Source organism: Methylomonas sp. Kb3, assembly GCF_002834115.1.
GTDB classification, from domain to species: domain Bacteria; phylum Pseudomonadota; class Gammaproteobacteria; order Methylococcales; family Methylomonadaceae; genus Methylomonas; species Methylomonas defluvii.
Window position 1 is genome coordinate 184,387 of record NZ_PIZT01000015.1, and the last position, 23,118, is coordinate 207,504.

The window sequence follows — 23,118 nt, forward strand, 5'->3', positions numbered from 1 at the left end:
CGGTATTGAAATATAGAACCACAACTTGGAAGTCAGGATGATTTCATCATCCACCCCGCAATGCGGGCGCTAAATTGCCGGATTATCTGATTTGCCCGTCAACCCCGGCGCATTGTTGGCTAAGGATGCAAGATTAATAATCGGCACAGCCTGTCCATTCTCAAAAGAGACGAACTCGGAAAAATGCTCGGACCTTGCAATAGGGTTGTCACGGCGCATCGACGCCTTCACTTTAACGATGTCAGACACCTCATCAATGCCGATAGCCAAGTAATTGGCATCATGTTTGGCGAGTAAGACTAGGCGTCTTTGCAGGTCGACGACCAATTCAATCGTTGAGTCGAAAATATTCAAAAGCTCCATTAACGTGGAGTGTTTCGCCTGATTCAAAGCCGACAAGGCTTCATCGACACGGCCGGTTTCCGCCATATTCAGCAATTTATCGGCTAGTTCATGTATGGCGGCGTGCGGCCTTTCGAAACAAGACAACAGCAAATGCAGTCTTTTGTGCCGGGGTGTGTAATCGTAATACCACTTACCGAACGCGCATTCCCTGGGGTTTCTGGCCTTGCTGAAGGTGCCGTGGTTGCGGACCGAATATTCCAGTTCGGCAATCCATTCCAGGTGATCTTTTCTGCGAATTTCCAAAAAAGACTTTAATTCCTCGTATTCAAAGTATTTCGACTTGATATCCAACAAATCCCAAAGCGACACATAAGGAAAAACCTCGCCGTCGATCCCGTAGAAGGGATCGGAGTTCTGCCCGCTGTAGGGATAAACCGGGGAAATGGGCACAATCCTTTTGACGCTGGATAGCGGTAGGCAAAAATATTTTTCACCTATAAGAAAAAGTAACAGTTCCATGCTTGCTCCTCCCACCCGATGAACCGGTGGGCTTCGTTAATTTCCCAATAATTTGCAGGTCCTCTGCTTTCGAACGACATTACGGCGAATGCCCTTATAGATGCTGAGTCTCCCTGTGGGTGAGACGGGCCGGCCCATCGCCTTGGCGTAGATAGCGGATGCGTCTTTTGTCGTGGCTTAACCGTCAGCATAAGCACATGCAACCAGAGTCTAACCTAATTCGCCATTGTCTAACATCCAAAGCAAGTATAGATTAGCACGCACTAATATTTTGTGGGGATCATTGCGTCGCGGAGAGCAATCCGCGTGGGCACAAAAACCGTACCCACCCTAAGAGACTACAGTGAAATCGGGATAGTTTTATTCCCGTATGCCGCGCCGAGCACCGGAACTTTTGAACGGAATAGCCCGAAGGGGTGCGGCATGGATGCCGCACGTTGACGAAGGGGCAGGAAGCCCCTTTCGGCAACCCCGTTCAAAAGCGAGGAGCACAGGGAATAAGCGGCATCCGGGTGTCTTTTCTTTTGGATACTTTTCTTTGGACAAGCAAAGAAAAGTATCTCGGCTGTCGGGCCGAGACCCGACATTAAAACCAGCCGTCGCGTTAGCGACACCAAACACAAAGGCCTATTGACAGCGTGGGTAAAAAACCGTGTCAACACTTCCCGGTTTCGTGGAAGCGAGACATTGTTTTCGCAGGACGACGCAGAGCGTCTAGGGATGCGTTACCACGCTGGAGCGTGGGAACGATAAATAGCGTAATGCGCCGAATGATTTAAGGCCAACATACGGCACAACACGGCAACGCCTATTGACGCCCTACCAATTGCGCCTTGGCCTTGGATTATATCCACCTGAATCCGGTAAATGCGGTTATGTTGATTTACCGGAGCATTGGCGTTATTCAAGTGCCTGGATTTATGCCGGGTAGGATGGAATCGGGATTGGTTTTAGCTCACCGCAGCGCGGTTGGTTTGCATTACCACGCGGCGCGTGGGAACGATGAAAAATCCGCAAAACCCTTCGACTCGGTTATTCATTTGGCTTGACTTGGATAACAGTGTCTACGGAACTAAGGCTTTGGCAAGCGTCGAGCAAGTAATAGAATGCTCGTAAATCCGTCCATGTCTGGTTCGTTACAACATACCGGCGTTTCAAAGTTTCGTTCCTTCAGATCGAGAATAATTTTGCCAGTATTATAAATGTGCAATTGCATGGCTGGCTCGAATAGTGGACGGCGTTTTGTTAAGTTCCTCAACCAATTTAGCGGGGGGAACACATATCGAAGACGAACTGCTGCTCTAATAAGCTTAGGGGCACTAGACGATGTTAAAAAGTGAACAGCTAAATAGCCGCCTGGCTCTACTCTATCTGCGAGTTGTTGTAATATTAGTCGACCACGTGCCCATGGGATATGTTGTAACACTATGCAAGAATGGACAAAACTGAATTCACCGACAACATTCGTAAGCGCGTCATCAGACAATACGAAACTGACATTGGTGATGCCGGCATACTTAGTATTATCGAGAGCCTCGGCAATCATGGAAGGCGAAATATCAATGCCGACAGTCCGTTCAGTGCGCTCAGCCAATGTTAAGACGAGCCGACCCACTCCACAGCCAAAATCAAGTGCTGTATTTGGAAAAAATGCGTGACCGAAGTTTTCGCTGATTAGTTGGAAGACACGTTCAATATGCCTCCTCCCTGAAGCAAAAAACTCGTCCTTTGCTCTGGCGTCGAGCCTGTCCTTACGAAATTCGTCGCTGCTAAGGACGCCAAAGTATGGGTCAGCCGCCCCCCATTGTTCCCAATCTTTATCAGTGCCCATGAATACTCCGAAAATTTGACATGCTACTAAACAACTTATTAGCTAGTCTGCACATAACTCTTAATTCGCAGGATATACAACATAAGTGCCTATAACTGCCACGGCACAAAAACCTCATCCTGCCCTCTCAATCATCCCCTCAGCCTGCTTGGCAAACGCCTTCAAATCGCCTTTCTTGACCGTAGCGCGCGGAATCACAATCGCCGCATCTATATCCACATAGATGTAAACGTAATCTTTATGTTTCTCCACCCGCAACATGTCTTTCCACGGAGTTTTGCTCTTACCGCCGGGGGCGCGTTCCTGCAAAAACTCCGGCTCAATGCTCAACCAGTGGATGCCAAATAACGCTTTTTTTTCCGCTTCGGTGTATTTGTTGAAAAACTGGCGGCGCATGTCCATCTTCATGATAAACGGCGACGCAATCGCCCAGGCCAGCGCCAATATCGTGATGTAGGCGGTGGTGGTCATGTCCACGTAATACACGTAATAAAACAAGGCGATAGCCATCATCACGCCGGGCGCGAAGATGCGGTTTTGGCGGATTTTCTTCTGCATTTCCGGGTCTTTTTTCAGCCTTTCCTCGTTAAAGTGGACCAGATCTTCTTCGCGGAATTCGTATTCGATTTCTAACATGTGTATCGCTCAATGGAGTTGTGGGTTAGTGCATTTTCATTTTGGCGTGGGTACTGCGCCGGAACAGGTTGGATAAGGTCAGCATCGCGGTGCGGAAGTAGCCGTGGATGGCCACTTGGTGCATTTTGTACAAGGACAAATACACGCCATAGGCAATCAAGCCGCCGACGCTGACCGTGCCCATCAAGCTACCCATCAAACTGCCGACGGTGCTGAATTTACCCAGCGACACCAGTGAGCCGTAATCGCGATAAACAAACTTCGCCGCCGGTTTGCCTTTCAAGCGGTTGATGATGGTTTTGGCCACGGTAGAGGCCATTTGGTGGGCGGACTGAGCGCGCGGTGGCACGTTGCCGCCGTGGCCGACCCATTCACAGGCGGCGCAATCGCCGATAGCAAAAATGTCCGGGTCGCTGGTTTGCAAAGTTTGATCGACCACTAATTGATTGATGTGATTGGACTCCAAACCATCCAGGTCTTTCATCCAATCCGGCGCTTTGATGCCGGCGGCCCAGACTTTTAAGTCCGCATCGAACACTTCGCCATCGTAAGTGTGTACTTCGGTTTCGGTCACTTCCGTGACCTTGCGACCCAGCTTTAACTGGATGCCCAGCTTGATCAATTGCTCCTGGGTGGCTTGCGACAGCCGTGGCGGCAGGGCTGGCAACAATTTAGTCGCGGCTTCAATGATGGTAATGTTGACGTCTATGGAACCTTCAAGCCCGTAGGTGGCCAGCAATTTGGTCACTTCGTGCAACTCGGCTGACAATTCCACGCCGGTGGCGCCGGCGCCGATGATCACAATCGACAACGGCTTGTCACGTTGATGGCTCTGGTTGGCGTAAGACTGGATGTAATAGGTTTCCACCAGTTGTTTTTGAAAGCGGAAGGCTTCCTTGGTGGTATCGATAAAGCGGCAATATTTATCGACACCCTTGATACCAAAGGTGTTGCTGACACTGCCGACTGCCATCACCAGCGTGTCGTACTTGAAGCGGCGTTGCGGAATGATTTCTTCGCCTTTCTTGTTGGTAATCGCGCTGACGATAATTTCTTTATTGGCCCGATCCAAACCTTCCATTCTGCCGAACAAGAAGCGGAAGTGATTGCTGTGTGCTTGGGCCAAGTATTCGATTTCCTCGGCTTCAGCTAGCGTGCCGGACGCCACTTCGTGCAACAACGGCTTCCAAATATGGGTGGACGCGGCATCCAGCAAGGTGATTTGCGCCTTGCCGGCTCTGCCAAGTTTTTGCCCCAATTCGGTGGCCAACTCCAACCCCGCCGCGCCGCCGCCAACAATCAAGATTTTATGTAATTCACCCGCCATGTATCTTTCCCCCTCAAGTGGCGTTTGCCGCGTCGGCAAACAAAGAAATCGCTATCCCGGCCCTAGTTGTCTATTTCCTGATGCCGGCATTATAACCAAACCTGTTCGGGCTGGCCGATTTTGACGGGATGAGCTCGCGCCGGCAACGGTCTGCCTGCGCGAAGACCGGAAAGGTGCGACCCAAGCGAACGGAGTTTAACGAGTGCTTTAAATTATGCTTAGATTATTGCCAGCGCATGCGCGCCAAATAAATTACGCCCTGTGGAGTTATCGAATGTCGCGAAACCAACTAATCCAGGCGCTTGCCAATCCAGGCTTTTTGCCAGTTTTTCTTGGTCTGCTAGCAGGTTGTGCGTCCGAGCCACCGCGATCTCCGGGGCCTGTCCAACTGCCGACCTATCAAAACAACGCCGCTTACAACAAGCCTTACACCGTTAAAGGCATCACGTATTACCCTTTGGCATCGGGAAATGGTTACCGGGAAACCGGCTTGGCTTCCTGGTACGGCGCGGAATCGGGCAATCGTACCGCCGACGGCAGCCGTTTCAATCCGCAAGGCTTTTCGGCGGCGCATAAAACTTTGCCGATTCCGTCGAGAGTGCGGGTTACCAATTTACGCAATGGCCGTTATGTGGATGTGCTGATTAATGATAGAGGTCCGTTCAGCCCGAATCGGTTGATCGATTTATCGCAAGGCGCGGCCAAGCAAATCGGCATCAGCGGCTTGACGGAGGTAGAGGTAAGTTATCTGGCAGCGCCGTCCGGCGAGGAATGAAGTCGCAAACCCGCTCAAGCCTCTATAAAACAACAGGAACGGGTTTGCCAGCTTTCAATGTGCTGCTATCAAATGGATTTTACTGTTACCGCAAAACGCTGCTTGCTGTTGCCGGCTAACTTGAACATAGCAAACACCGAACCAAACAGCCAAAACGCGCCAGGGAGCGGTACGACTTGCACGGGGGCGTTGATGGCATCGGGAGCGAAATCGGAAATTTGTCCAAAACCCGCCGGCAGAGCCCCGTCGCGCGGCCAGAGATTCCAGGTGTAACTCGATTTGGCAAGACCATTCGAGGGCAGCAAGCTCGCGGCAATGTCGGCAATCAACTGGTTGTCTTTAATTTTGGCGGTCCCCGCGGCGAAGGGGGTAGTGGAAGAAGTCGGTGTCAACAGGCTTACCACGCCGCTGCCGTCCATGTTGAAACGCACGACCGAATCGAACAGTACTTGCGGCAAGCCGTTTGCGGTAAACCGCCCGGTACCGGCGCCCCGATCGAAGCCCCAAATGTAGAAACCGGACGGCGAGCCGCCGAGGTTACCGGCAAAGGTACTTTCGAAATGAAAAAGATCGCTGGCCGGATTGTAAGTAACCGAGGCACTGATCACATCCAGATCGCCGGTCTTACTGCCGAAATAAGTTGCCAGATAATCGCCGGCGGCATCATGCACGGCACTGGCATTCGCTGGCGCAGCACCGATTAACAAAACGGCGGCAATTACTGTTTTAGCAATGTTTAATCTCATACTTCTATCCTCTGTCGATAAGATCATTAAGGTACAGCTAACCAGCGGCAAGCCTCAGGTTGGCTGCGATTTTTGTTCCATGGGAACCTTTGCTGTTGCGTCGGCATTTTGACCAACTGCCTAGCGCGAATGCGACCCTGCCTTGAGGCGACTTAGGGGACTTGCTCAAAGCGAACTGCATTCCGAGGTTAATTCCGCCAAGTAGTTGCCAAGTTCAATGCGGTTGAAATTTATTTTTAGGATAATTGGTAGAGGGATAATTTCAGCAATGCGCTGACAACAACTATCGAGTAGGTCAAAACGGGAATTTGCCGGGAGCGTTATTAACCCGGCCCTTAAATAGCATTCGCCTGAATGCCTTTGCCCGGTCAATAAACGCCGCCGATGCCGTAATCTCGTTTAGCGGTGCAGCACGATCAAATAATCCCCAAACCGCGTTGAGCGCAGTTGCAGAGAGTTTTCCAAGGCCGCCAGCACCGATAAGGCTTGGTCGGTACGAAACACACCATTGACGCGGCGTTGGGCCAGTTCAGGATCGTTGATCAGCAAAAAGCCGCGATGATAGCGATTCAGCTCGGCAAGCACTTCGCCCAAGGGCCGGTTTTCGAACACCAGTTTGCCGCGTTGCCAGGCGGTTACGGCCTGGCTATCGATGTGTTGCAAATTGCCCAGTCCCGATTCGGCGCTATAGGCTATTTGCTGACCTTCGGCAACCACGGTGTGCAGCGTTTTGCCGTCGGCTTGTTGCAAGTCCACCGCCACGCTGTGTTCCGTGACACTGACTTCGGTTTTACTGTCACGCAGCCGCACGTTAAATGCCGTACCCAGCGCGGTGACACTGCCGTGCTCAGTATTTACCCGGAAAGGCCTGGCTTTGTCGGGACTGACTTCAAACCAGGCTTCGCCTTGTAGCAGGGTCAATTGCCGCTGTGCGCCGTCGATATGTACTTCCAATGCGCTGTTGCTGTTCAGATGCACCGTCGAGCCGTCGCTAAGATGCACGTCGCGCCTCTCGCCAAAGCCGGTATGAAAATCGGCGCGCAATATAAGCCATAGCGGATTGAACAACCACAAGGCTAGGCAGCCGCCGGCTAAGGCAGGCAGCGCCCACTGCCATCGCCAAGCAAGCTGCTTGGGTTTGCTGGCGGCCGGAATCGCTATTCTCGGCGCGATAGCGTCCAGGGCTCCCCATAACTCGCGTAATTGCTCGTAAGCCTGACGATGCAAGGGATCGGCAGCCAACCAGCGGGTAAATTCGGCGTGCTCATTAGGGCTAAGTTTGCCGCTATCCAGCCTGACCCACCAGGCGCGGGCAGCGGCTTTAATCTCGGCAGAGATTTTCATTGCCTATGTCCATTTACAGCCGGCAGTCGGCAATGCATCCTGCTGCTTAGCGGTGAGCGATAAAGGCTGAAGTTTTTCATCGGGCGCAATTCAGGGTTGGTGGCTCGCCATTATAGGACGCATAACCCTGTGAAAACAGGATCGAATCAGCTAAAAATCGTCGTGTTCTTGCAAGGCGGCCAAGGCATTGCGTAGATGCTTTTCCACCATATTGCGGGATATGCCTAGGCGCTGGGCGATTTCGGCGTGGCTCAGTTCCTCGAACTTGCGCAGCACGAAAACCGTCCGGCATTTGGCGGGGAGTCTATCTATCGCCGCGACCAAGCGGTCCAAGCGCTCGCGCGCCAAACTGATTTGCTCCGGATCGATACCGTCGCTAACCTGCAAGGCCGCGTCGCCGGTATCGTCATGCTCTACATGTTGATTGCGAGTATTGCGGCGGCGTTCGTAATCGGTGGCCAGATTGGCGGCGATGCGATGCAGCAAGGCGCGCGGGTTGTCGGCCTGCTGCCACAAATTGCCGGTAAACATGCGCTGGTCGGTCTCCTGCACCATGTCGGCGGCGGTATCCAGGCAGCCGCAGCGTCTAAACATCACCCGGCGTAATTCCTCGTCGTAAGCCTCAATCAGGCGGGAGATGTGGAGAGCGTTGCTCATGGTTAGGATATGCGGATTTTGGTGTCGTTAATTGGGCGAACAACCAAGATTCATGCCAGAGCACTAAAATAGCGGTATTTAGGGCATTTGGCGGCAAATTGCCCGGGATTACCGGAGCAACACGCTACAAATAATGCGGGATATGACCTAATTGGAAAAGTTATTTAACATAGTTAATTTTTATCCAGCGCAGTTGGAGCCGATAGCTTATTAACCCGGCAGTATTTTATCTCGGGTAATCCGTCCGGGCTGAGCTCGTCTGAGCCCAGGTGAGTGCGTCCATCGACAGGCTGAGTTCGCTCAAGAGCATAAGGCGAACGGTTTTTAAGAGCCCTGTCATAACACTAGAAGCAGCACCACAACGAACTCCGCATTTAAAATACTGTAATCAAAAGCCTCCGCCAATGTAGCCATCCACTGACATTCCTTTGCAAAATCCCAGGCAGGCCAAGTTGCAACCGTGTCGGAAATAAGACAAAAACCTGCACGGGAATATAGCTTTTAGCGCTAACTGACTGACAGGCAACTAAGTTATGGTGTTATCCACAAAAGCTGTGGATAACCTTGGGGATAAAAAGTTTTTTCGCGCTCTAAATGCCTAATTTTTGGGGCCTTTGCTTAAATTGACTCAATTTTAGACAACAGTTTATACAATTTAAAATCAATAACTTACATGCAATATACGAACATTAGAGCCCAGGACCAGGCAGTCTTTGGCCGCCGACAGTGTCAAGTAGTTTTTTGTGCATAATTAAAATTAATCCCTTGCATTTTTGCCTAAATAATCTAACCGTTTTCCACCTGAAAACCATTCTAAATGTGCCTGGGAGCATTCATCTTATTGTCATTAAATACCCAACAATTGCCGTATCGGACACAGGCTGTTATTCGATGGCTTTGACCAACGTCAATGTCGTCAAAAATCGTGAATGGCTGGTTAATTTGGCGGACCTTTACCGGCCACCAAGGAAATGATATGGACAAACCCTCAGCTTAAGTTTTTTCGCAACGTGCAGCATAAACAGCCCAGTTACGAAACATCCAATACTCAAGAAAAGAAGCTGCCGGCATCGATATGACCCAGCCTATACCTGCTAAGACCGGGGTGCGCCAATGATGGGTTGTTAGACGAATTGACGGACGATTATCAGTAAGAACCGACGTAGGTTAAGCTGCGTTTTATTAACTTTAATTCGGCATGGCGACCAAGACTGCTCATTCATCGCAAAAAAAACCGGTAGTCAAAACAATTGACTACCGGCTTGGGAGAAACAATGAATAAGCTATTGCGCGGAGCAAATTTTCACACCCCGCACTTGCACTGACCGGAAGTCATTTTCAAAGTTCCATTTTAATTTGAAGCTATTACTCCCACTCTATCGTCGCGGGCGGCTTGCCGGAAATGTCATATGTCACGCGGGAAATGCCGGGCACTTCGTTGATGATGCGGCGTGAGATCAAATCCAGGAAATCGTAAGGCAGATGCGCCCAGCGCGCGGTCATGAAGTCTATGGTTTCGACAGCGCGGATCGCCACCACGTAATCGTATTTGCGGCCATCGCCCATCACACCCACCGATTTCACCGGCAGGAACACCGCGAAGGCTTGGCTGACTTTGTGGTAAAGATCGTGGCGATACAGTTCTTCGATAAAAATCGCATCGGCCTGGCGCAATAAGTCTGCATACTGCTTTTTGACTTCGCCGAGGATGCGTACGCCCAGACCGGGACCGGGGAACGGGTGGCGGTGGATCATGTCGGCCGGCAAGCCCAGCTCCAAGCCCAGTTTACGTACTTCGTCCTTGAACAATTCGCGCAAGGGTTCGACCAGTTTCAACTTCATGTTTTCCGGTAGGCCGCCGACATTGTGATGCGATTTGATCAAATGCGCCTTGCCGCTTTTGGCGCCGGCCGATTCGATGACGTCCGGGTAAATAGTGCCTTGTGCCAGCCATTTGGCGTCGGTGAGTTTGCCGGCTTCTTCGTCGAAGATTTCCACGAACAGGCCGCCGATGATTTTGCGCTTCTGTTCGGGGTCGCTAACGCCGGCTAGTGCCGCCATGTAACGGGCTTCGGCATCGACGCGAATTACTTTGATACCCATATGTTGGGCGAACATCGCCATCACCTGATCGCCTTCGTGCAAGCGTAGCAAGCCGGTGTCGACGAACACGCAGGTTAGTTGCTCGCCGATAGCGCGATGCAGCAAGGCGGCGACTACCGAAGAATCGACACCGCCCGATAGGCCCAGAATGACTTGATCGCCGCCGACTTTTTCGCGGACTGCGGATATGCTGTCTTCAATGATATTGCTGGCATTCCACAACGCTTGGCAGCCGCAAATTTCCAACACAAACCGACTCAATATCCGGCCACCCTGCTTGGTGTGCGTCACTTCCGGATGAAATTGCAGAGCATAGAAGTGTTTGTCTTCATCGGCGATGCCGGCAATTGGCGCGCCGTCGGAGCTGGCGATCAATTTGAAGCCGGTCGGCAATTCGACGACGCGGTCGCCGTGACTCATCCAAACATCCAATAAGCCGAAACCTTCGGGCGATGCGTGATCTTCGATGTTCAACAACAATTTGGAATGGCCGCGGGCACGAATCTGTGCGTAGCCGAATTCGCGGTGATCGGACGATTCTACTTTGCCGCCCAACTGCTCGGCCATGGTTTGCATGCCGTAGCAAATACCCAAGACCGGCACGCCCAACTCAAAAACAATTTGCGGCGCGCGCGGGGTGTCGCTGCTGGTGACGGTTTCCGGGCCGCCGGAGAGGATGATGCCGTTGGGTGCGAAGTTTTTGACTTCATCGGCGCTGCAATCGCAGGAATAGATTTCGCAATACACACCAATTTCACGGATGCGGCGGGCAATCAATTGCGTGTACTGCGAACCGAAATCGAGAATCAGGATTTTGTCGGAATGGATGTTGGTCGCGTGGGATGACATGACGGGAAACCTTTCAAAAATGTAGGGTGAGCCGACTACGAGCCCACCGGAAAATCTAAGTGACGAGCGTACTACAAGCCTCGATACAACTGATCGAGCAGGCTTTTATTGTTATCGAAACCTTTAACGTCCCGATTTTCGAACAGCGAACGACTCATGCGTTTGATAAACCGCAAATAAGGGGCCGCGCGCATGTAATGCCGTAAATTGGTATGGCCGCGTACAATCGCGGAGATTCGTTCGGCATTTTCTGGGATTCCCCAAGTCATGGCTTGGTCGGCCGGGTGTTCGGCTTTTTTGAAAAACAGCGTGACATTGCCGCCGTCTTCGGAAAACACATGTCTTTCCTCAATTAGGCCGGCTTTTTCGCCCATGCGCCGCAGCGTCGCTAAATTGAAATTGTACAGATGCGCCTCATGAAAAGTGCTGCTCGGCGATTGGCAAGTGGCCTCGATATTCGGTACTTCCACTACTAACACGCCGTCGGCTTTCAACAGGCTGCGCAACTTACCTAAAACAAAGAAAGGATCTTCGGTGTGCTCCAATACGTGCCAAATGGTGATCACATCAAAACTGCTTTCTTCGAACTGTGCATCTTGAATAAAGCCAAATTGCAAATTCAGATCGTATTGCGCGGCGGAATATTGGCCGTAACCCTTGTTTGGCTCGATGCCGTACAGATTGTGGCCCAGCGATTTGATTAAATAAGCAAACTCGCCGCCGCCGGTGCCTACGTCCAGTAGGGTTTGCGGTTTATGCAATAAGTGTTTGATTTTTTCATGCCTGGTCAGCGCAACTCGGCCGGCGCGCAAGATATGTTTGGCTTTGGGGGCGTAGGTATTTTTGTATGCCAGCCGATAATCTTCTTCGTAAAACTGGCGAGGATCGTGCGGAAACGGATCGCTCCAGACCAGCCCGCAGTCCTTGCAGATGACGCTGCGCAACTCGGCGCCGCTGCGGCTGCGCATGGATAACACGGCAACATGGTTGCCGCCGCAAAGATTGCATGGAGTTGAGGAGGTTTCGGACATTGAGCTATTTCTGTGATTTGTGTTCGATTAAAGCGGGTCGACGCGAAAGCGCAGACCCGAGAGCAACAGCCTGAGGGCCGGTTTTAATTCATATGGTAATTCGGCGCTTCCTTAGTAATCGTCACGTCATGCACATGGCTTTCACGCATGCCGGCACTGGTGACACGCACAAACTGGGCATTGTCATGCATCGCCGCAATAGTACTGTTGCCGGTGTAACCCATGCTGGAGCGGATACCACCTAACAATTGATGCACAATCGCCAGCACGCTACCTTTATAGGGCACCCGGCCTTCGATACCTTCCGGGACCAATTTTTCGACTTGCTCGGTATCTTCCTGGAAATAGCGGTCGCTGGAGCCCTGCTGCTGCGACATCGCACCCAAAGAGCCCATGCCGCGATAAGATTTGTAGGATCGGCCTTGGAACAATTCCACTTCACCCGGCGCCTCTTCAGTGCCGGCAAACAATCCGCCCAACATCACCGCATGCGCGCCGGCCGCCAAGGCTTTGGCAACGTCGCCGGAATAGCGGATGCCGCCGTCGGCAATCAGAGGTACGCCTGTTCCTCTTAACGCATCTGCGACATTGCTAACGGCAGTGATTTGCGGCACGCCGACACCGGCGACAATCCGCGTGGTACAGATAGAGCCCGGACCGATACCCACTTTGACGCCATCAGCGCCGGCTTCGACCAATGCCAGGGCGGCCGCTGCGGTGGCGATATTGCCGCCGATCACCTGGACTTGCGGAAAGTTTTGTTTTACCCAACGCACTTTATCCAGCACGCCTTGCGAATGACCGTGAGCGGTATCGACGATGATAACATCGACGCCAGCTTCCACCAACGCGCCAACCCGTTCTCCTGTGTCTACACCGGTGCCAACCGCCGCACCGACGATCAGTCTTTCCTGTTCGTCCTTGCAGGCTTGCGGATTGTCTTTGGCTTTTTGAATGTCTTTTACAGTGATCATGCCGCGCAAATGAAAGGCATCGTTGACGACCAGCACTTTCTCGATGCGGTGCTTGTGCAGCAAGTCTATGACTTCCTTGTGCTTAAACGACTCATGGACCGTCACCAGCTTGTCTTTCGGCGTCATGATCGAACGAATCGATTCGTCCAGCCGGGTTTCGAAGCGCAAATCACGGCTGGTAACGATACCGACCAATTCTTCACCATCCACCACCGGAACACCGGAGATGTTTTTAGCGCGGGTTAATTCCATTACCTCGCGAACCGTCACGTTGGGAGAGACGGTAATCGGGTCTTTGATCACGCCGCTTTCGTATTTTTTAACCCTTCTGACTTCCGCTGCCTGTTGCTCGACAGTCATGTTTTTATGGATGATACCGATGCCGCCTTCCTGAGCAATCGCAATAGCCAGGCGGGCTTCGGTCACTGTATCCATTGCCGCGGACACCAGCGGGATGTTCAGCTTAATTTTTCGAGTCAGCTGGGTTTTTAGTTCGACTTCGCGCGGCAGTACGCTGGAGTGGGCGGGCACCAATAAAACATCGTCAAAGGTGAGAGCTTCTTGAATGATTTGCATAATCACACCGGGTGGCTAATCGTAAATAAGCCAGCCATTGTACAACTTAACCTGCAATCCGAAAAATCGGAAATAGTCAATGGTATTTAGGTCCGTGCTGGTTTTCGCTTGAGAGTGCCGCCGCAATCGCTAAATATTCGCTGGTATTGGGCTTATGCAGGAAAACTCCCAGCACGCCCATCGCACTGAAAATATACAAGGTGTTAAATCCATCGCCGAGAAAGAACATCGCGAAGCCGAACAAACTTACGAGCTCAATCAAAAACTGCGTGACTATTATCGTAGACAAGTAGCGCTGCTTAGCGGTTTTCGGTCCCGGCATGGTTTGATTCAGACGCAGCAGGATGTGCCGCAGCAGTTTAGCAACAGGAAACAACAAAATCGCTAAGCCGTAGAGCACACTCCTGATCAGCACTCGTTGCGCTTCGTCAACGCCTAGTTGCAATTCGCTGGCCCAGAAATGGCAAGCCAGGTTGTAGCCCAGTATCGTTAGCAACGCGCCTGTACAGATAAGCCAGTGCGGACGCAAATCTTCGACTGATGGCTGGGTTTGAACGGACATCGATAACTCCTAACGAGCGCGGTTGCGGTAGTCGCGGAGGATAACAACAAACGCCACAAAGTCATAAACGGCATGAATCACCATGGGCATCAGCAGATTGCGTTCGCCGCCATAATCCAGCATTACCCCCATATACAAGCCCATCAACATCGCTAAAACCGCGTAAAGCGGCGTGACCGCATGCACCAAGGCAAACAGCACATTGCTAACCCACAAGCCTACACTCGCACCCCAGCCATTTTCCAGCCAAGGCTGTAAAAACCCGCGAAACAGCGCTTCTTCGGCAAAGCCGGCAATCGCAGCCAGTATCAGCAAATCGGTCCAATGCCGATATGCCAGCCTAGCGCCCAAGGTTTCCAGCAGTAAATCGCGAATCTTTTGGATGGGCGGATAGCTCAGCTGTTGCATCGCAAAAAACAATACCAGTAGCGGCCCGGTTGCGAATAAGCCAATCCCTAATGCTGCCTCGGAAAACGCCAGACTGGCGAACGGATCGAGGTCGGCAAGCCAGCCCAAAGCCAGCGCCAATACCGCTAAAGAACCCTCGAAATAACAGGCAATTCTGAAAAAAGCGTTTGAAGCGGCGGGCTGATTTTCCATGATGTTGGGCATTAGGCAAACGGGGACTGAAAATTCTAAACAAAAACCATTAGAATTGGCAGCATTAGCGATCACAGGTCATCATCATGCAATGTTTCATCTATAAAAGCCTGAAAAAAGACGAACTCTATTTATATCTGGACAAAAAGGACGACTTTTCCGCCGTACCGGAAGCCTTGTTCAAAAGCCTTGGCCGCTTAACATTTGTGATGGAGTTGCAGTTGAGCCCGGATCGCAAATTAGCCAGGGAAAATCCGGAAAAAGTCATTGCCAGCCTGCAAAGCAAAGGCTTTTTCGTGCAATTACCACCGACATTGATCAGTGCCATGCCGGCGTCGCTGGACAAGCAACTGCACTGAAATCGGGCGCGCCATATTGGTATATCCGTGCTAACATGCTCACAAAAAATCTTTATCGGAAAGCACGGTTTTTGCTCACTTATTTAGTCAGACCAGGATACGCACCACATGTCAGATAATCCATTAGCTTACGAAGACGCAAAGTCTAAGGGCATACTTTGGGGTTTTGGTTCGCTGTTAGGCGTTGTTCTGATTGTCATGCTGGTGTTAGGCGAATGGTGGAGCCGCGAGCCCGAGCAATTCAGCGTTCAGGACGAAGCGATCGAACGGATGAATGTCACGCATACCGATCAAATGCCGATTGGCTATGTGTATGCCAATACCTTGGCGCATATCGCCGACGTAATACTGTTCAAATCCGGCGGTTACCTGTCCAACGACGTGGCGCCTCCCGGTCTGTTTTGCGATAACATTCAAAACTTCGAGTATGGCGCACTGGTCATGTTGCGCGACGGCACCACCGCATTACGTAACCATTTCGCCCGCGACCAATCACAATCTGCCGAAGATCCCGATTTGGCAAAAGCCGAGCCGTACTTTTACTACGAACGCAATTCCTGGGCTTTGCCGTCCACCGAATCGGAATATGTAAAAGGTATCGAAGCGCTGCACGCTTATATGGTTCGCCTGCAAAACCCGTCTTCCACGTCAAAAGCCGCGCAGTTCCACTCCAGAGCGGATAACCTGTGGCAATATACCGAGGTTGTCATCAAGCGACTCGGCGGTCTCTCGACCCGCTTGGCGGCTAGTACCGACAAATTTTCCGGTGCAACCCACGGCGACCCGTCCAATCCGATCGACATCAATATGCCGACCATCGGCCAAACGCCCTGGATGGAAATCGATAACGTATTCTACGAAGCGCGCGGCTCCTGCTGGGCGTTATTACATATTCTGAAAGCCATCAAGCATGACTTTTCCGACATTTTGTTGGACAAGCGGGCGATGAACACTCTGGACAATATGATCCAAGCCCTGGAAAACGCCTTGTCTCCCACCTTAAGCCCGGTAGTATTGAACGGCGACGGTTTTGGTATCTTCGCCAACTATTCGCTGGCAATGGCTAACTACATTGCTCGCGCCAATGCCGCTGCGCTGGACTTGCGGGACGTGATGAACAGAGGTTAATGCCATCATGCAGGAACAAATTAACGAAAACCTGAAAAAAATCGAGACCTGGAAACGCATCATTTTCATGCTGGTGTTCGCGGCCATCGACAGCTTGGTTAAACTGTTGTTGTGGCTGGTAATCTTGCTGCAGGTCGGTTCCGTGATGTTTACCGGCGATGCTAATGCCAACATCCTTAACTTCGGCCGTAGCCTGTCCACTTACCATTATCATATTCTGCTGTTTTTGACGTTCAATACCGAGCAACTGCCGTTCCCGTTTTCCGATTGGAACGAAACCGCCAAACTGGAATTGCTCGGCAAGCAGTAAACCTCAATGGAAGCATCGCCGCGCAAAATCATCCACATCGACATGGATGCATTTTATGCGGCGGTTGAACAACGCGACCATCCCCACTATCGAGATAAACCCATCATCGTCGGCGGCAAGCCCGATTCGCGCGGCGTAGTCGCCACCTGTAGTTACGAGGCCCGCCAGTTCGGTGTGCGATCCGCCATGCCTTCCGCGCACGCTTACCGGCTCTGCCCGCAAGCCGTATTCGTCAAGCCGCGTTTTGATGTTTACCGCGAAGCTTCCGAGATTATCCGGGGTATTTTCGCTCGTTACTGTGAGCATTTCGAACCCTTGTCGCTGGACGAAGCCTATCTGGATGTTAGTGATAGCGAACTATACCAAGGCTCCGCGACCTTGCTGGCCAAGCACATCAAGCAGGAGATACGCCGACAAACCGAGTTAGTGGCATCCGCCGGCATTTCCTACAATAAATTTCTCGCAAAAATCGCCTCGGATCTGGGCAAACCGGACGGCTTGTATCTGATTACGCCCGAACAAGGTCCGGAGTTTGTGGAAAATCTGGCTATCGGCAAGTTTCATGGCATCGGCCGCGCCACCGAACAGAAAATGTACGACTTGGGCATCGTCACCGGCAAGGATCTAAAGCAACTGCCATTGGCGGAATTGCAACGGCATTTCGGCAAAGCCGGCCAACATTATTACGATATCGCCCGGGGTATTGATCCGCGCCAGGTCAATGCCAATCGAGCCCGCAAATCGGTGGGTATCGAAACCACGTTCGACCACGACATCGCGGACCTGAGCACCATTCTGCGCTATTTGCAGGATTTGCTGGAAAAAGCCCTAATCAGATTGGCGGAAAAACAGCTGACAGCTTATACGCTAACTGTGAAAATCAAATATCAAAACTTTGTGCAAATTACCCGAGGACGCACCTTGGCAGAACCGATCAGCGATAGCCCGAACACTAGACTGCTATTGACCGAATTACTGAAAAATACCGGCATCGGCACCGCCAAAGTTCGATTACTGGGTGTGACCTTATCCGGGTTGGAAAATGGTGATAAGCGCTTGGGTCAGTATAAGCAGATGGATTTGTTCGACCTAGGCTGAAACGGATTTGCCATAATACGAGGCTATCATCGGGGCAGTTCCTTTCTTCAAGATAGTGGCTTTCACGACAGTCTTAATCGGGGTGGGGGATTGTGTGGCTCAACAAGCTTTGAACCCACCGGAAATACTTCGGTTTCAACATTGCGGTTTCAAATATTGTCAAACTTAATGTCATTGGCTCGAAAAATTAGCGCGGTGGCGGAAATGCGGCAGGCCGAATGGATTTTTATCTGCGGATTCCTTATCCATCTCGGCATCATGTATCCGGGCTTCATGTGCTATGACGCGGTCAATCAAATCCTTGAGGCTCGCGAAGGCGTCTATTCCGACTGGCATCCGCCGTTAATGGCTATTATCTGGCGTTTCACCGATAGCATCCTGCCGGGCCCTGCGGGCATGCTGTTTCTGCAAATTAGCCTGGTGTGGACCGGCGCCTACCTGAGCTTTCAAGCCTTTTTTAAGACCTATGGCGGCAAAGCCTTAGCGCCATTGCTTTGCGCACTATTATTTTTGCCGCCGTTGTTCGGTATCAGCGGCGCGATTTTGAAAGACATGCTGATGTGGGGCGCGCTATTCACGGCTTTCGGCATCGCGGGACATATAAAAAATCATGACGAACAACTCCCGCACATTGCGTTTCTGCTGTTCGCACTGACAGCTTTAGTCTTATGGTTAGCCATCCTGATCAGACACAATGCCTTGTTCGCCACAATCCCCATACTCAGCTTTGCCTTATATCGCTTATATCCCAAAAATAGCCTACTGGGCTTGATCCGCGCAGCCGTTCCCGGCGCGGCGCTTGCGCTTGTTTTATTTATGACCACCGGAGCGATAAACAACCGGCTTGCCGACAGGCATACCTATCCCTGGGTCGCCAACGCCTCATTTGATATTGCCGGTGTCATCAAACGGCTTGAAGATAAAAGCAGGCAACAAGCTATTTTCGATCAATTGGCTGGCAGCCTAAATTCAGCGGGCTCTGTCGAGCCCTTGCTAAAAGCCTATACACCGATGTATTGGCGGGAGGTTTTCCGCACCAAGCCGCCCACTTTGCAGTTGCCAAAAAATTCGATGGAATCGCAGATCCATGGCTTTGAAAGCCTCTCCGACCTGCAACGACAAACGCTGCATAAGTTGTGGATACACACCATACTCGAAGAGCCGGTTTTATGGGTGCGTCACCGCTTGGCCGTATCGAAATATGTGTTGGGTTTGGTGCCCGATAACAGTTGGAGCCCGGTAATAATGGGCAAAGACTTTCCCAGCGACTTAGAGCAAGCCTATGGTTCCCATCCACAAACGACCAAACTACAAGAGTGGCTGGAGGCGGGTATGTCCAAGTACGTCGAATACTGGTTTTTTCAACCCTGGCCTTATTTTATGCTGACAATTTGTCTATTTTTTGCCGCTGTGTTTCTTGGCGTGACGGCTAATATCGAAGTCATTTGCCTAACTTCCAGCGCCATCCTGCATGAGCTGGGCTTGATGCTGGCAGCCCCATCGCCGGATTTTCGTTACTCACACTACATGGTTTTTTGCAGCCTACTTAGTTTGCTGTTGCTGGCGCGTCCCTGGTTGGCAAAAGCCAAATAATAATTTGGCGTTTTGCAGTTTGAATATGCCAACCCAAACCATCTCTGTTCCAAATTTACAGTCAGCCGCCAATTTCTTTGAGATTATGCCAGTAGAGAATTGCGGTTTCTGGAAGTGATGAATTGTCACAATCGACCAGTTGTTGTCTGTCGACCAATCTGATTCAATGGCGGCAATTTAATCATACCCGGTCACAATTACCTGTTACAGGTGATATACGTAAATCAATTGCATATGATCGGACGCTTCGGCTATCGGCTCAAAACCGCGTTGGACGAACTAAAATAACTCAGGCTATCAACGTGACGACAGGCTTTAATTGGAATTCCTTTGAAACCACTATTGAACGAAGGATTCGGTCTTTAGAGTGGATTCTTGATCAAGCGTATCCTACTCATCCACAACAACCAAAGCACTTTATTAGGATGCTCCACACAAACAGGCTAATTGAAGAGAGTGAGTGCGCAATAAATGAGAATATCGTGACTGTTTCGGGTCAGGAGTTGCGTTATTGGTTTCGCCCTTACTGCCAACCGGGATCACAACCATTTGACTCCTGCAGATTGGATGGACTTTTTGGCTTCATGCGCATAGTAATCTGGCCGCGCATGGTTAAAGAGTGGTCTCTAGAGCGCCTAATTCTTGAACCGAAGCTTGATGAGAAAAGTAGGTCCATGGTGGAAACGTACCTACAACTACAGGCGAGGGCAAAAGAAATGGCGAACAGAGAGATTGAGTCACTTCTTAAAGGCAAAAGTGTTCATCTTCAAGTAGTCAAAGCAATAACTTCGCTAGACATTGCTTCCGTTAGCGCTTTTGCAGATAAGATAACGGTAGAGACAGTTGGGATAGGGCGTGAGGATCTATTGTCGCTTGTTGATGCGGTTAATCGAAGGGACGAGGAACTAATTGCATCAAAGCGAAGATCGTTTACGTTCCGTGTGCTTTATAAAGCGCGAATGAACGACCGTTCTCAAGATCCCTTAATAGAGCCACTTACTTATGGCACCGGTGAATTTCAAAGAAAAATGTCCGAACATTCCAAAGCCCTTACGATCGTAGCAGAAAGGCATTTCGCAGAATCTTTTAGGAAATTCTGCCAATGCGATGCCGTTAAGAAGATCGAAAGTGAAGTGTTTGGACAATATAGATCAGTTCACTCACAGGACTTTTCGAAACGTGTCGAAGAACTGGTATCAACTGTTTGCCATTAGTGAACAATTTATGATCTATACCAGCCATTGACAAAGACACCTCGAACGGCAGAAGTTGGCCGATTCAAGGCGTTCAATATCTGGACCGGGCATTAAAATGCATAGCCGGTTAGCAATATACAGCAAGTAGCCTCGATGGAATCGAGGATTCGAATGCCAACACCCTTAAAATTTGCCGAGGTTAGTCTGGTGACAGATGGTCGACACCCTCGATTCCGCTAACGCTGCATCGAGGCTACGCAAGACCAGCGCCGGTCGTACAATCATAATCACTATCAGGCAGCTATGCATTCCACTGGGGTCAATGAAGCCAAAATGCGATGGTCAGCTAATGGCCTATCCAAGGCTCTCAATATCTGGATCGGGCTAACAAATGCATAGCCGGTTAGCGATATACGGCGAGCGGACGGCGAATAGCCTGTCTATAATATGCAAATTGATGATTTTATTGCCGATAAATCCGATGTCCATCTGTCTATCTTACCGCCGCGCTTTATTACTGCTGGTTCAGATAGTGGCGGTTGCCATGCTGAGTCAGCTTACCGGCTGCGCCAACAAAGAAAAAGCGCCGCTGACGGTATTACCCGCTCCCGAAGGCGGCAACCGGATTGCAGCGAATGATGCGCTGCAATTGCAAGGCGCGCCTTATGTTTACGGAGGGGAATCGCCCAGCCAGGGTTTTGATTGCAGCGGTTTGGTTTATTACGTCTATAACCGTCAGGGGGTGCGTCTGCCGCGCGATACCCAATCCTTAGCCAGACAATTGCCGGCTGTGCAGCCCGAGCAAAAACAACCGGGCGATTTGTTGTTTTTCACCACCGAGCGGCCGTTTTCGCATGTGGGGATTTATATTGGCGGTGAGCAGTTCGTGCATGCACCGAGTAGCCGGACCGGGCAGGTGATGGTTTCCGACTTAAGACAGCCATATTGGCGGGAACGCTTTATCGGGGTGCGCCGTCCTGTGGCGCGTTATTCCTTGTCGCTGAACGACAGCGATTACAGCGGCTGCCGTCTGAATTAATCCAGCCAGCGCACCACCGCATCGCGCTGTTGCCGGGTCTTCGGCCGCGCTGGCGGATTTTTCCGGTATCCAAACGCCACCATATACGCCGCGGACCAGTGTTCTAAATTTACGTCGGCATCTTCCGCCAAGATCCGCTCCACTTCCACACGCTCAAAACCTTCTATCGGACAGGAATCGATCCCGATCAGCGCCGCCGCCGTCATCATATTGGCTAGCGGCAGATAGGTTTGCCGGGTGGCCCAATCGGTCAGCGTACGTTCGGAACCCAGTAAATCAAAATCGCTGCGCTGAAACTTCTCGATCAAGCCGCTACGCAGGCTGATGATGTCTTCCGGAAACTGCTGTACCTCGCGCATGATGTGTTGCAGATAGGCACTGTCGTAGCGCATGAAATAGCTTTTCCGCACCAGCGTCAACACCACATGGCTGGCGGTAGGCAACTGCTTTTGCCCGCCCCAGGTAACAGTCCGCAGTTTTTCGCGTAAATCCGGGTTTTGCACGACCAAAAATTGCCAAGGCTCCAGCCCGAAGGAACTAGGCGAGAGCCTGGCAACTTCCAAAATAAAATCGAAATCCGCGCCGGCGATCTTGCGCTCGGCGTCGAATTCCTTACAGGCGTGACGAAATTGAAATGCGTCGAGAATATCCTGTTTACTGATGGTCATGTTACAAGCTGTCGCCTACTTCGCGGTGATAAAACGGCCATTTCTTCACGTGTAAATGTTTTCTGATCGGGGTTTTGATTACCGATACGCACAACGCAATCGAGAACAAACACCATACCGCGCAATACTCGTTCGGATCGTTGGTGGTCACGTCGGAAATCCAGGGTCCGATCAAATAATGGAAGGCCACAAAGCGCCAGGAACCGTAAATGATAGGCAGATAAAACGCCGCCAGGATGTACGAAAATGCGTGCAAGCCCCAATTAAACCCAAACAACCAAGTCACGGGTTGCGACATCAAACCGTTCAAAGGCATTTGCCAGGCAATGTGCCACTCGCCGGAGACTGAGCAGGTCTGTACTCCGCAAAAGCCTTCAGTACCGGGCACGCAGTCGCCGGCCCAGGCGAACGGATACATCTTGATCAGCATCGCCAACGAACTGATGGCACATAAGGTGTAAACCGTGGTTCTAATCTTTAATTTGACGCTTTCCGGAATGAAGTACATCGCCACCATATTCACGAAAAACGGTTGGAAAGCGATATGCAGATAACCGAGCAGGGTGAGCACCTGATTATTGGGGTTATCGCACAGATTGATATACACATACGTTGCCGCCTGTAGCAGTTCCATCAGGGCAAAATAAGTTAACGGAATCCATAGCTCCTTGGATTCGCCTTTGTAAGCCACGTAAACGGCGGTCGTTAAACCTGCGGCAGCCAGAACGCCTGACGCTTCTCCACTCCAACACATTGAAAAATACCTTCTTTATTTTAGTTATAGGCATAGACATCTAGTTTGTTAGCGTGCCATCCAACGGCGCTTAAGTTACTGATTTAGATGTCTATGGG

General features: G+C 51.1%; 22 protein-coding genes and 1 pseudogene. 9 read left to right on the plus strand and 14 right to left on the minus strand.

Annotated features, from left to right (window positions below):
* Nucleotides 1–69: 69 nt before the first annotated feature.
* On the minus strand, nt 70–864 hold the full coding sequence (locus CWO84_RS11510) for a chemotaxis protein CheW (protein WP_101052767.1): 795 nt from the start codon (nt 862–864) through the stop codon (nt 70–72).
* Nucleotides 865–1,703: 839 nt separating this feature from the next.
* On the opposite strand from CWO84_RS11510, the pseudogene CWO84_RS24940 reads away from it, so the two are divergent.
* A pseudogene (locus CWO84_RS24940) lies at nt 1,704–1,795 on the plus strand (transposase); the annotation flags it as partial.
* Nucleotides 1,796–1,936: 141 nt separating this feature from the next.
* On the opposite strand, the gene CWO84_RS11520 reads toward CWO84_RS24940, so the two are convergent.
* From CWO84_RS11520 to CWO84_RS11530, 3 genes are all read right to left on the minus strand, one after another.
* Nucleotides 1,937–2,695 carry a class I SAM-dependent methyltransferase gene (locus tag CWO84_RS11520; protein WP_051670022.1) on the minus strand — a complete coding sequence of 253 codons (759 nt, stop codon included), beginning with the start codon at nt 2,693–2,695 and terminating at the stop codon, nt 1,937–1,939.
* Nucleotides 2,696–2,809: 114 nt separating this feature from the next.
* Nucleotides 2,810–3,331: a YcxB family protein gene (locus CWO84_RS11525; protein WP_033156909.1), complete on the minus strand. Its 522-nt coding sequence runs from the start codon at nt 3,329–3,331 to the stop codon at nt 2,810–2,812.
* A 25-nt stretch (nt 3,332–3,356) separates the two neighbouring features.
* Nucleotides 3,357–4,658 carry an NAD(P)/FAD-dependent oxidoreductase gene (locus CWO84_RS11530; protein WP_033156910.1) on the minus strand — a complete coding sequence of 434 codons (1,302 nt, stop codon included), beginning with the start codon at nt 4,656–4,658 and terminating at the stop codon, nt 3,357–3,359.
* A gap of 274 nt (nt 4,659–4,932) precedes the next feature.
* On the opposite strand from CWO84_RS11530, the gene CWO84_RS11535 reads away from it, so the two are divergent.
* Entirely contained in the window at nt 4,933–5,433 is a 501-nt protein-coding gene (locus CWO84_RS11535) for a septal ring lytic transglycosylase RlpA family protein (protein ID WP_033156911.1), read from the plus strand.
* 68 nt (nt 5,434–5,501) lie between these two features.
* Here the strand turns inward: CWO84_RS11535 and CWO84_RS11540 are convergent, their stop codons facing one another.
* The 8 genes from CWO84_RS11540 to CWO84_RS11575 all read right to left on the minus strand — a co-directional run bounded on the left by CWO84_RS11540 (nt 5,502) and on the right by CWO84_RS11575 (nt 14,887).
* Nucleotides 5,502–6,179 (minus strand): hypothetical protein, encoded by a 678-nt coding sequence (locus CWO84_RS11540; protein WP_033156912.1) that lies wholly within the window; start codon nt 6,177–6,179, stop codon nt 5,502–5,504.
* Between the two features lie 399 nt (nt 6,180–6,578).
* A complete protein-coding gene (locus CWO84_RS11545) occupies nt 6,579–7,523 on the minus strand; it encodes a FecR family protein (protein WP_033156913.1) in 945 nt (314 codons plus the stop codon).
* 150 nt (nt 7,524–7,673) lie between these two features.
* Nucleotides 7,674–8,180, minus strand: coding sequence for an RNA polymerase sigma factor (locus tag CWO84_RS11550; RefSeq protein WP_101052769.1), 507 nt, complete (start codon nt 8,178–8,180; stop codon nt 7,674–7,676).
* A gap of 1,365 nt (nt 8,181–9,545) precedes the next feature.
* Nucleotides 9,546–11,132: a glutamine-hydrolyzing GMP synthase gene (gene guaA / locus CWO84_RS11555; RefSeq protein ID WP_033156915.1), complete on the minus strand. Its 1,587-nt coding sequence runs from the start codon at nt 11,130–11,132 to the stop codon at nt 9,546–9,548.
* A 71-nt stretch (nt 11,133–11,203) separates the two neighbouring features.
* Nucleotides 11,204–12,163: a class I SAM-dependent methyltransferase gene (locus tag CWO84_RS11560; RefSeq protein ID WP_240618030.1), complete on the minus strand. Its 960-nt coding sequence runs from the start codon at nt 12,161–12,163 to the stop codon at nt 11,204–11,206.
* Between the two features lie 83 nt (nt 12,164–12,246).
* Entirely contained in the window at nt 12,247–13,713 is a 1,467-nt protein-coding gene (gene guaB / locus CWO84_RS11565) for an IMP dehydrogenase (protein WP_101052772.1), read from the minus strand.
* Between the two features lie 76 nt (nt 13,714–13,789).
* Nucleotides 13,790–14,275, minus strand: a complete 486-nt coding sequence (locus CWO84_RS11570) for a hypothetical protein (RefSeq protein WP_240618031.1) — start codon at nt 14,273–14,275, stop codon at nt 13,790–13,792.
* Nucleotides 14,276–14,284: 9 nt separating this feature from the next.
* Nucleotides 14,285–14,887 carry a CPBP family intramembrane glutamic endopeptidase gene (locus tag CWO84_RS11575; protein ID WP_240618032.1) on the minus strand — a complete coding sequence of 201 codons (603 nt, stop codon included), beginning with the start codon at nt 14,885–14,887 and terminating at the stop codon, nt 14,285–14,287.
* A gap of 74 nt (nt 14,888–14,961) precedes the next feature.
* Here CWO84_RS11575 and CWO84_RS11580 point away from each other — a divergent pair, with 74 nt between their 5' ends.
* From CWO84_RS11580 to CWO84_RS11610, 7 genes are all read left to right on the plus strand, one after another.
* On the plus strand, nt 14,962–15,234 hold the full coding sequence (locus CWO84_RS11580; RefSeq protein WP_101052774.1) for a YcgL domain-containing protein: 273 nt from the start codon (nt 14,962–14,964) through the stop codon (nt 15,232–15,234).
* A gap of 108 nt (nt 15,235–15,342) precedes the next feature.
* On the plus strand, nt 15,343–16,362 hold the full coding sequence (locus tag CWO84_RS11585; RefSeq protein ID WP_020484171.1) for a DUF2333 family protein: 1,020 nt from the start codon (nt 15,343–15,345) through the stop codon (nt 16,360–16,362).
* A gap of 7 nt (nt 16,363–16,369) precedes the next feature.
* Nucleotides 16,370–16,672 carry a DUF4389 domain-containing protein gene (locus CWO84_RS11590; protein ID WP_101052776.1) on the plus strand — a complete coding sequence of 101 codons (303 nt, stop codon included), beginning with the start codon at nt 16,370–16,372 and terminating at the stop codon, nt 16,670–16,672.
* 6 nt (nt 16,673–16,678) lie between these two features.
* On the plus strand, nt 16,679–17,770 hold the full coding sequence (gene dinB / locus CWO84_RS11595; protein WP_101052778.1) for a DNA polymerase IV: 1,092 nt from the start codon (nt 16,679–16,681) through the stop codon (nt 17,768–17,770).
* Nucleotides 17,771–17,938: 168 nt separating this feature from the next.
* Nucleotides 17,939–19,363 carry a hypothetical protein gene (locus CWO84_RS11600; RefSeq protein WP_133120671.1) on the plus strand — a complete coding sequence of 475 codons (1,425 nt, stop codon included), beginning with the start codon at nt 17,939–17,941 and terminating at the stop codon, nt 19,361–19,363.
* Nucleotides 19,364–19,665: 302 nt separating this feature from the next.
* Nucleotides 19,666–20,577, plus strand: a complete 912-nt coding sequence (locus CWO84_RS11605; protein ID WP_133120672.1) for a hypothetical protein — start codon at nt 19,666–19,668, stop codon at nt 20,575–20,577.
* Nucleotides 20,578–21,040: 463 nt separating this feature from the next.
* Nucleotides 21,041–21,598: a C40 family peptidase gene (locus CWO84_RS11610; RefSeq protein ID WP_240618033.1), complete on the plus strand. Its 558-nt coding sequence runs from the start codon at nt 21,041–21,043 to the stop codon at nt 21,596–21,598.
* Here CWO84_RS11610 and CWO84_RS11615 read toward each other — a convergent pair.
* Together CWO84_RS11615 and CWO84_RS11620 are read right to left on the minus strand one after the other, a co-directional pair.
* Nucleotides 21,595–22,266, minus strand: a complete 672-nt coding sequence (locus CWO84_RS11615; protein ID WP_101052784.1) for an NAD(P)H-dependent oxidoreductase — start codon at nt 22,264–22,266, stop codon at nt 21,595–21,597. The genes CWO84_RS11610 and CWO84_RS11615 overlap by 4 nt on opposite strands.
* Nucleotide 22,267: 1 nt before the next feature.
* The gene (locus CWO84_RS11620; protein WP_101052786.1) at nt 22,268–23,020 is read right to left on the minus strand and encodes a DUF5765 domain-containing protein; all 753 of its coding nucleotides are present in this window, start codon (nt 23,018–23,020) and stop codon (nt 22,268–22,270) included.
* Nucleotides 23,021–23,118 lie beyond the last annotated feature (98 nt).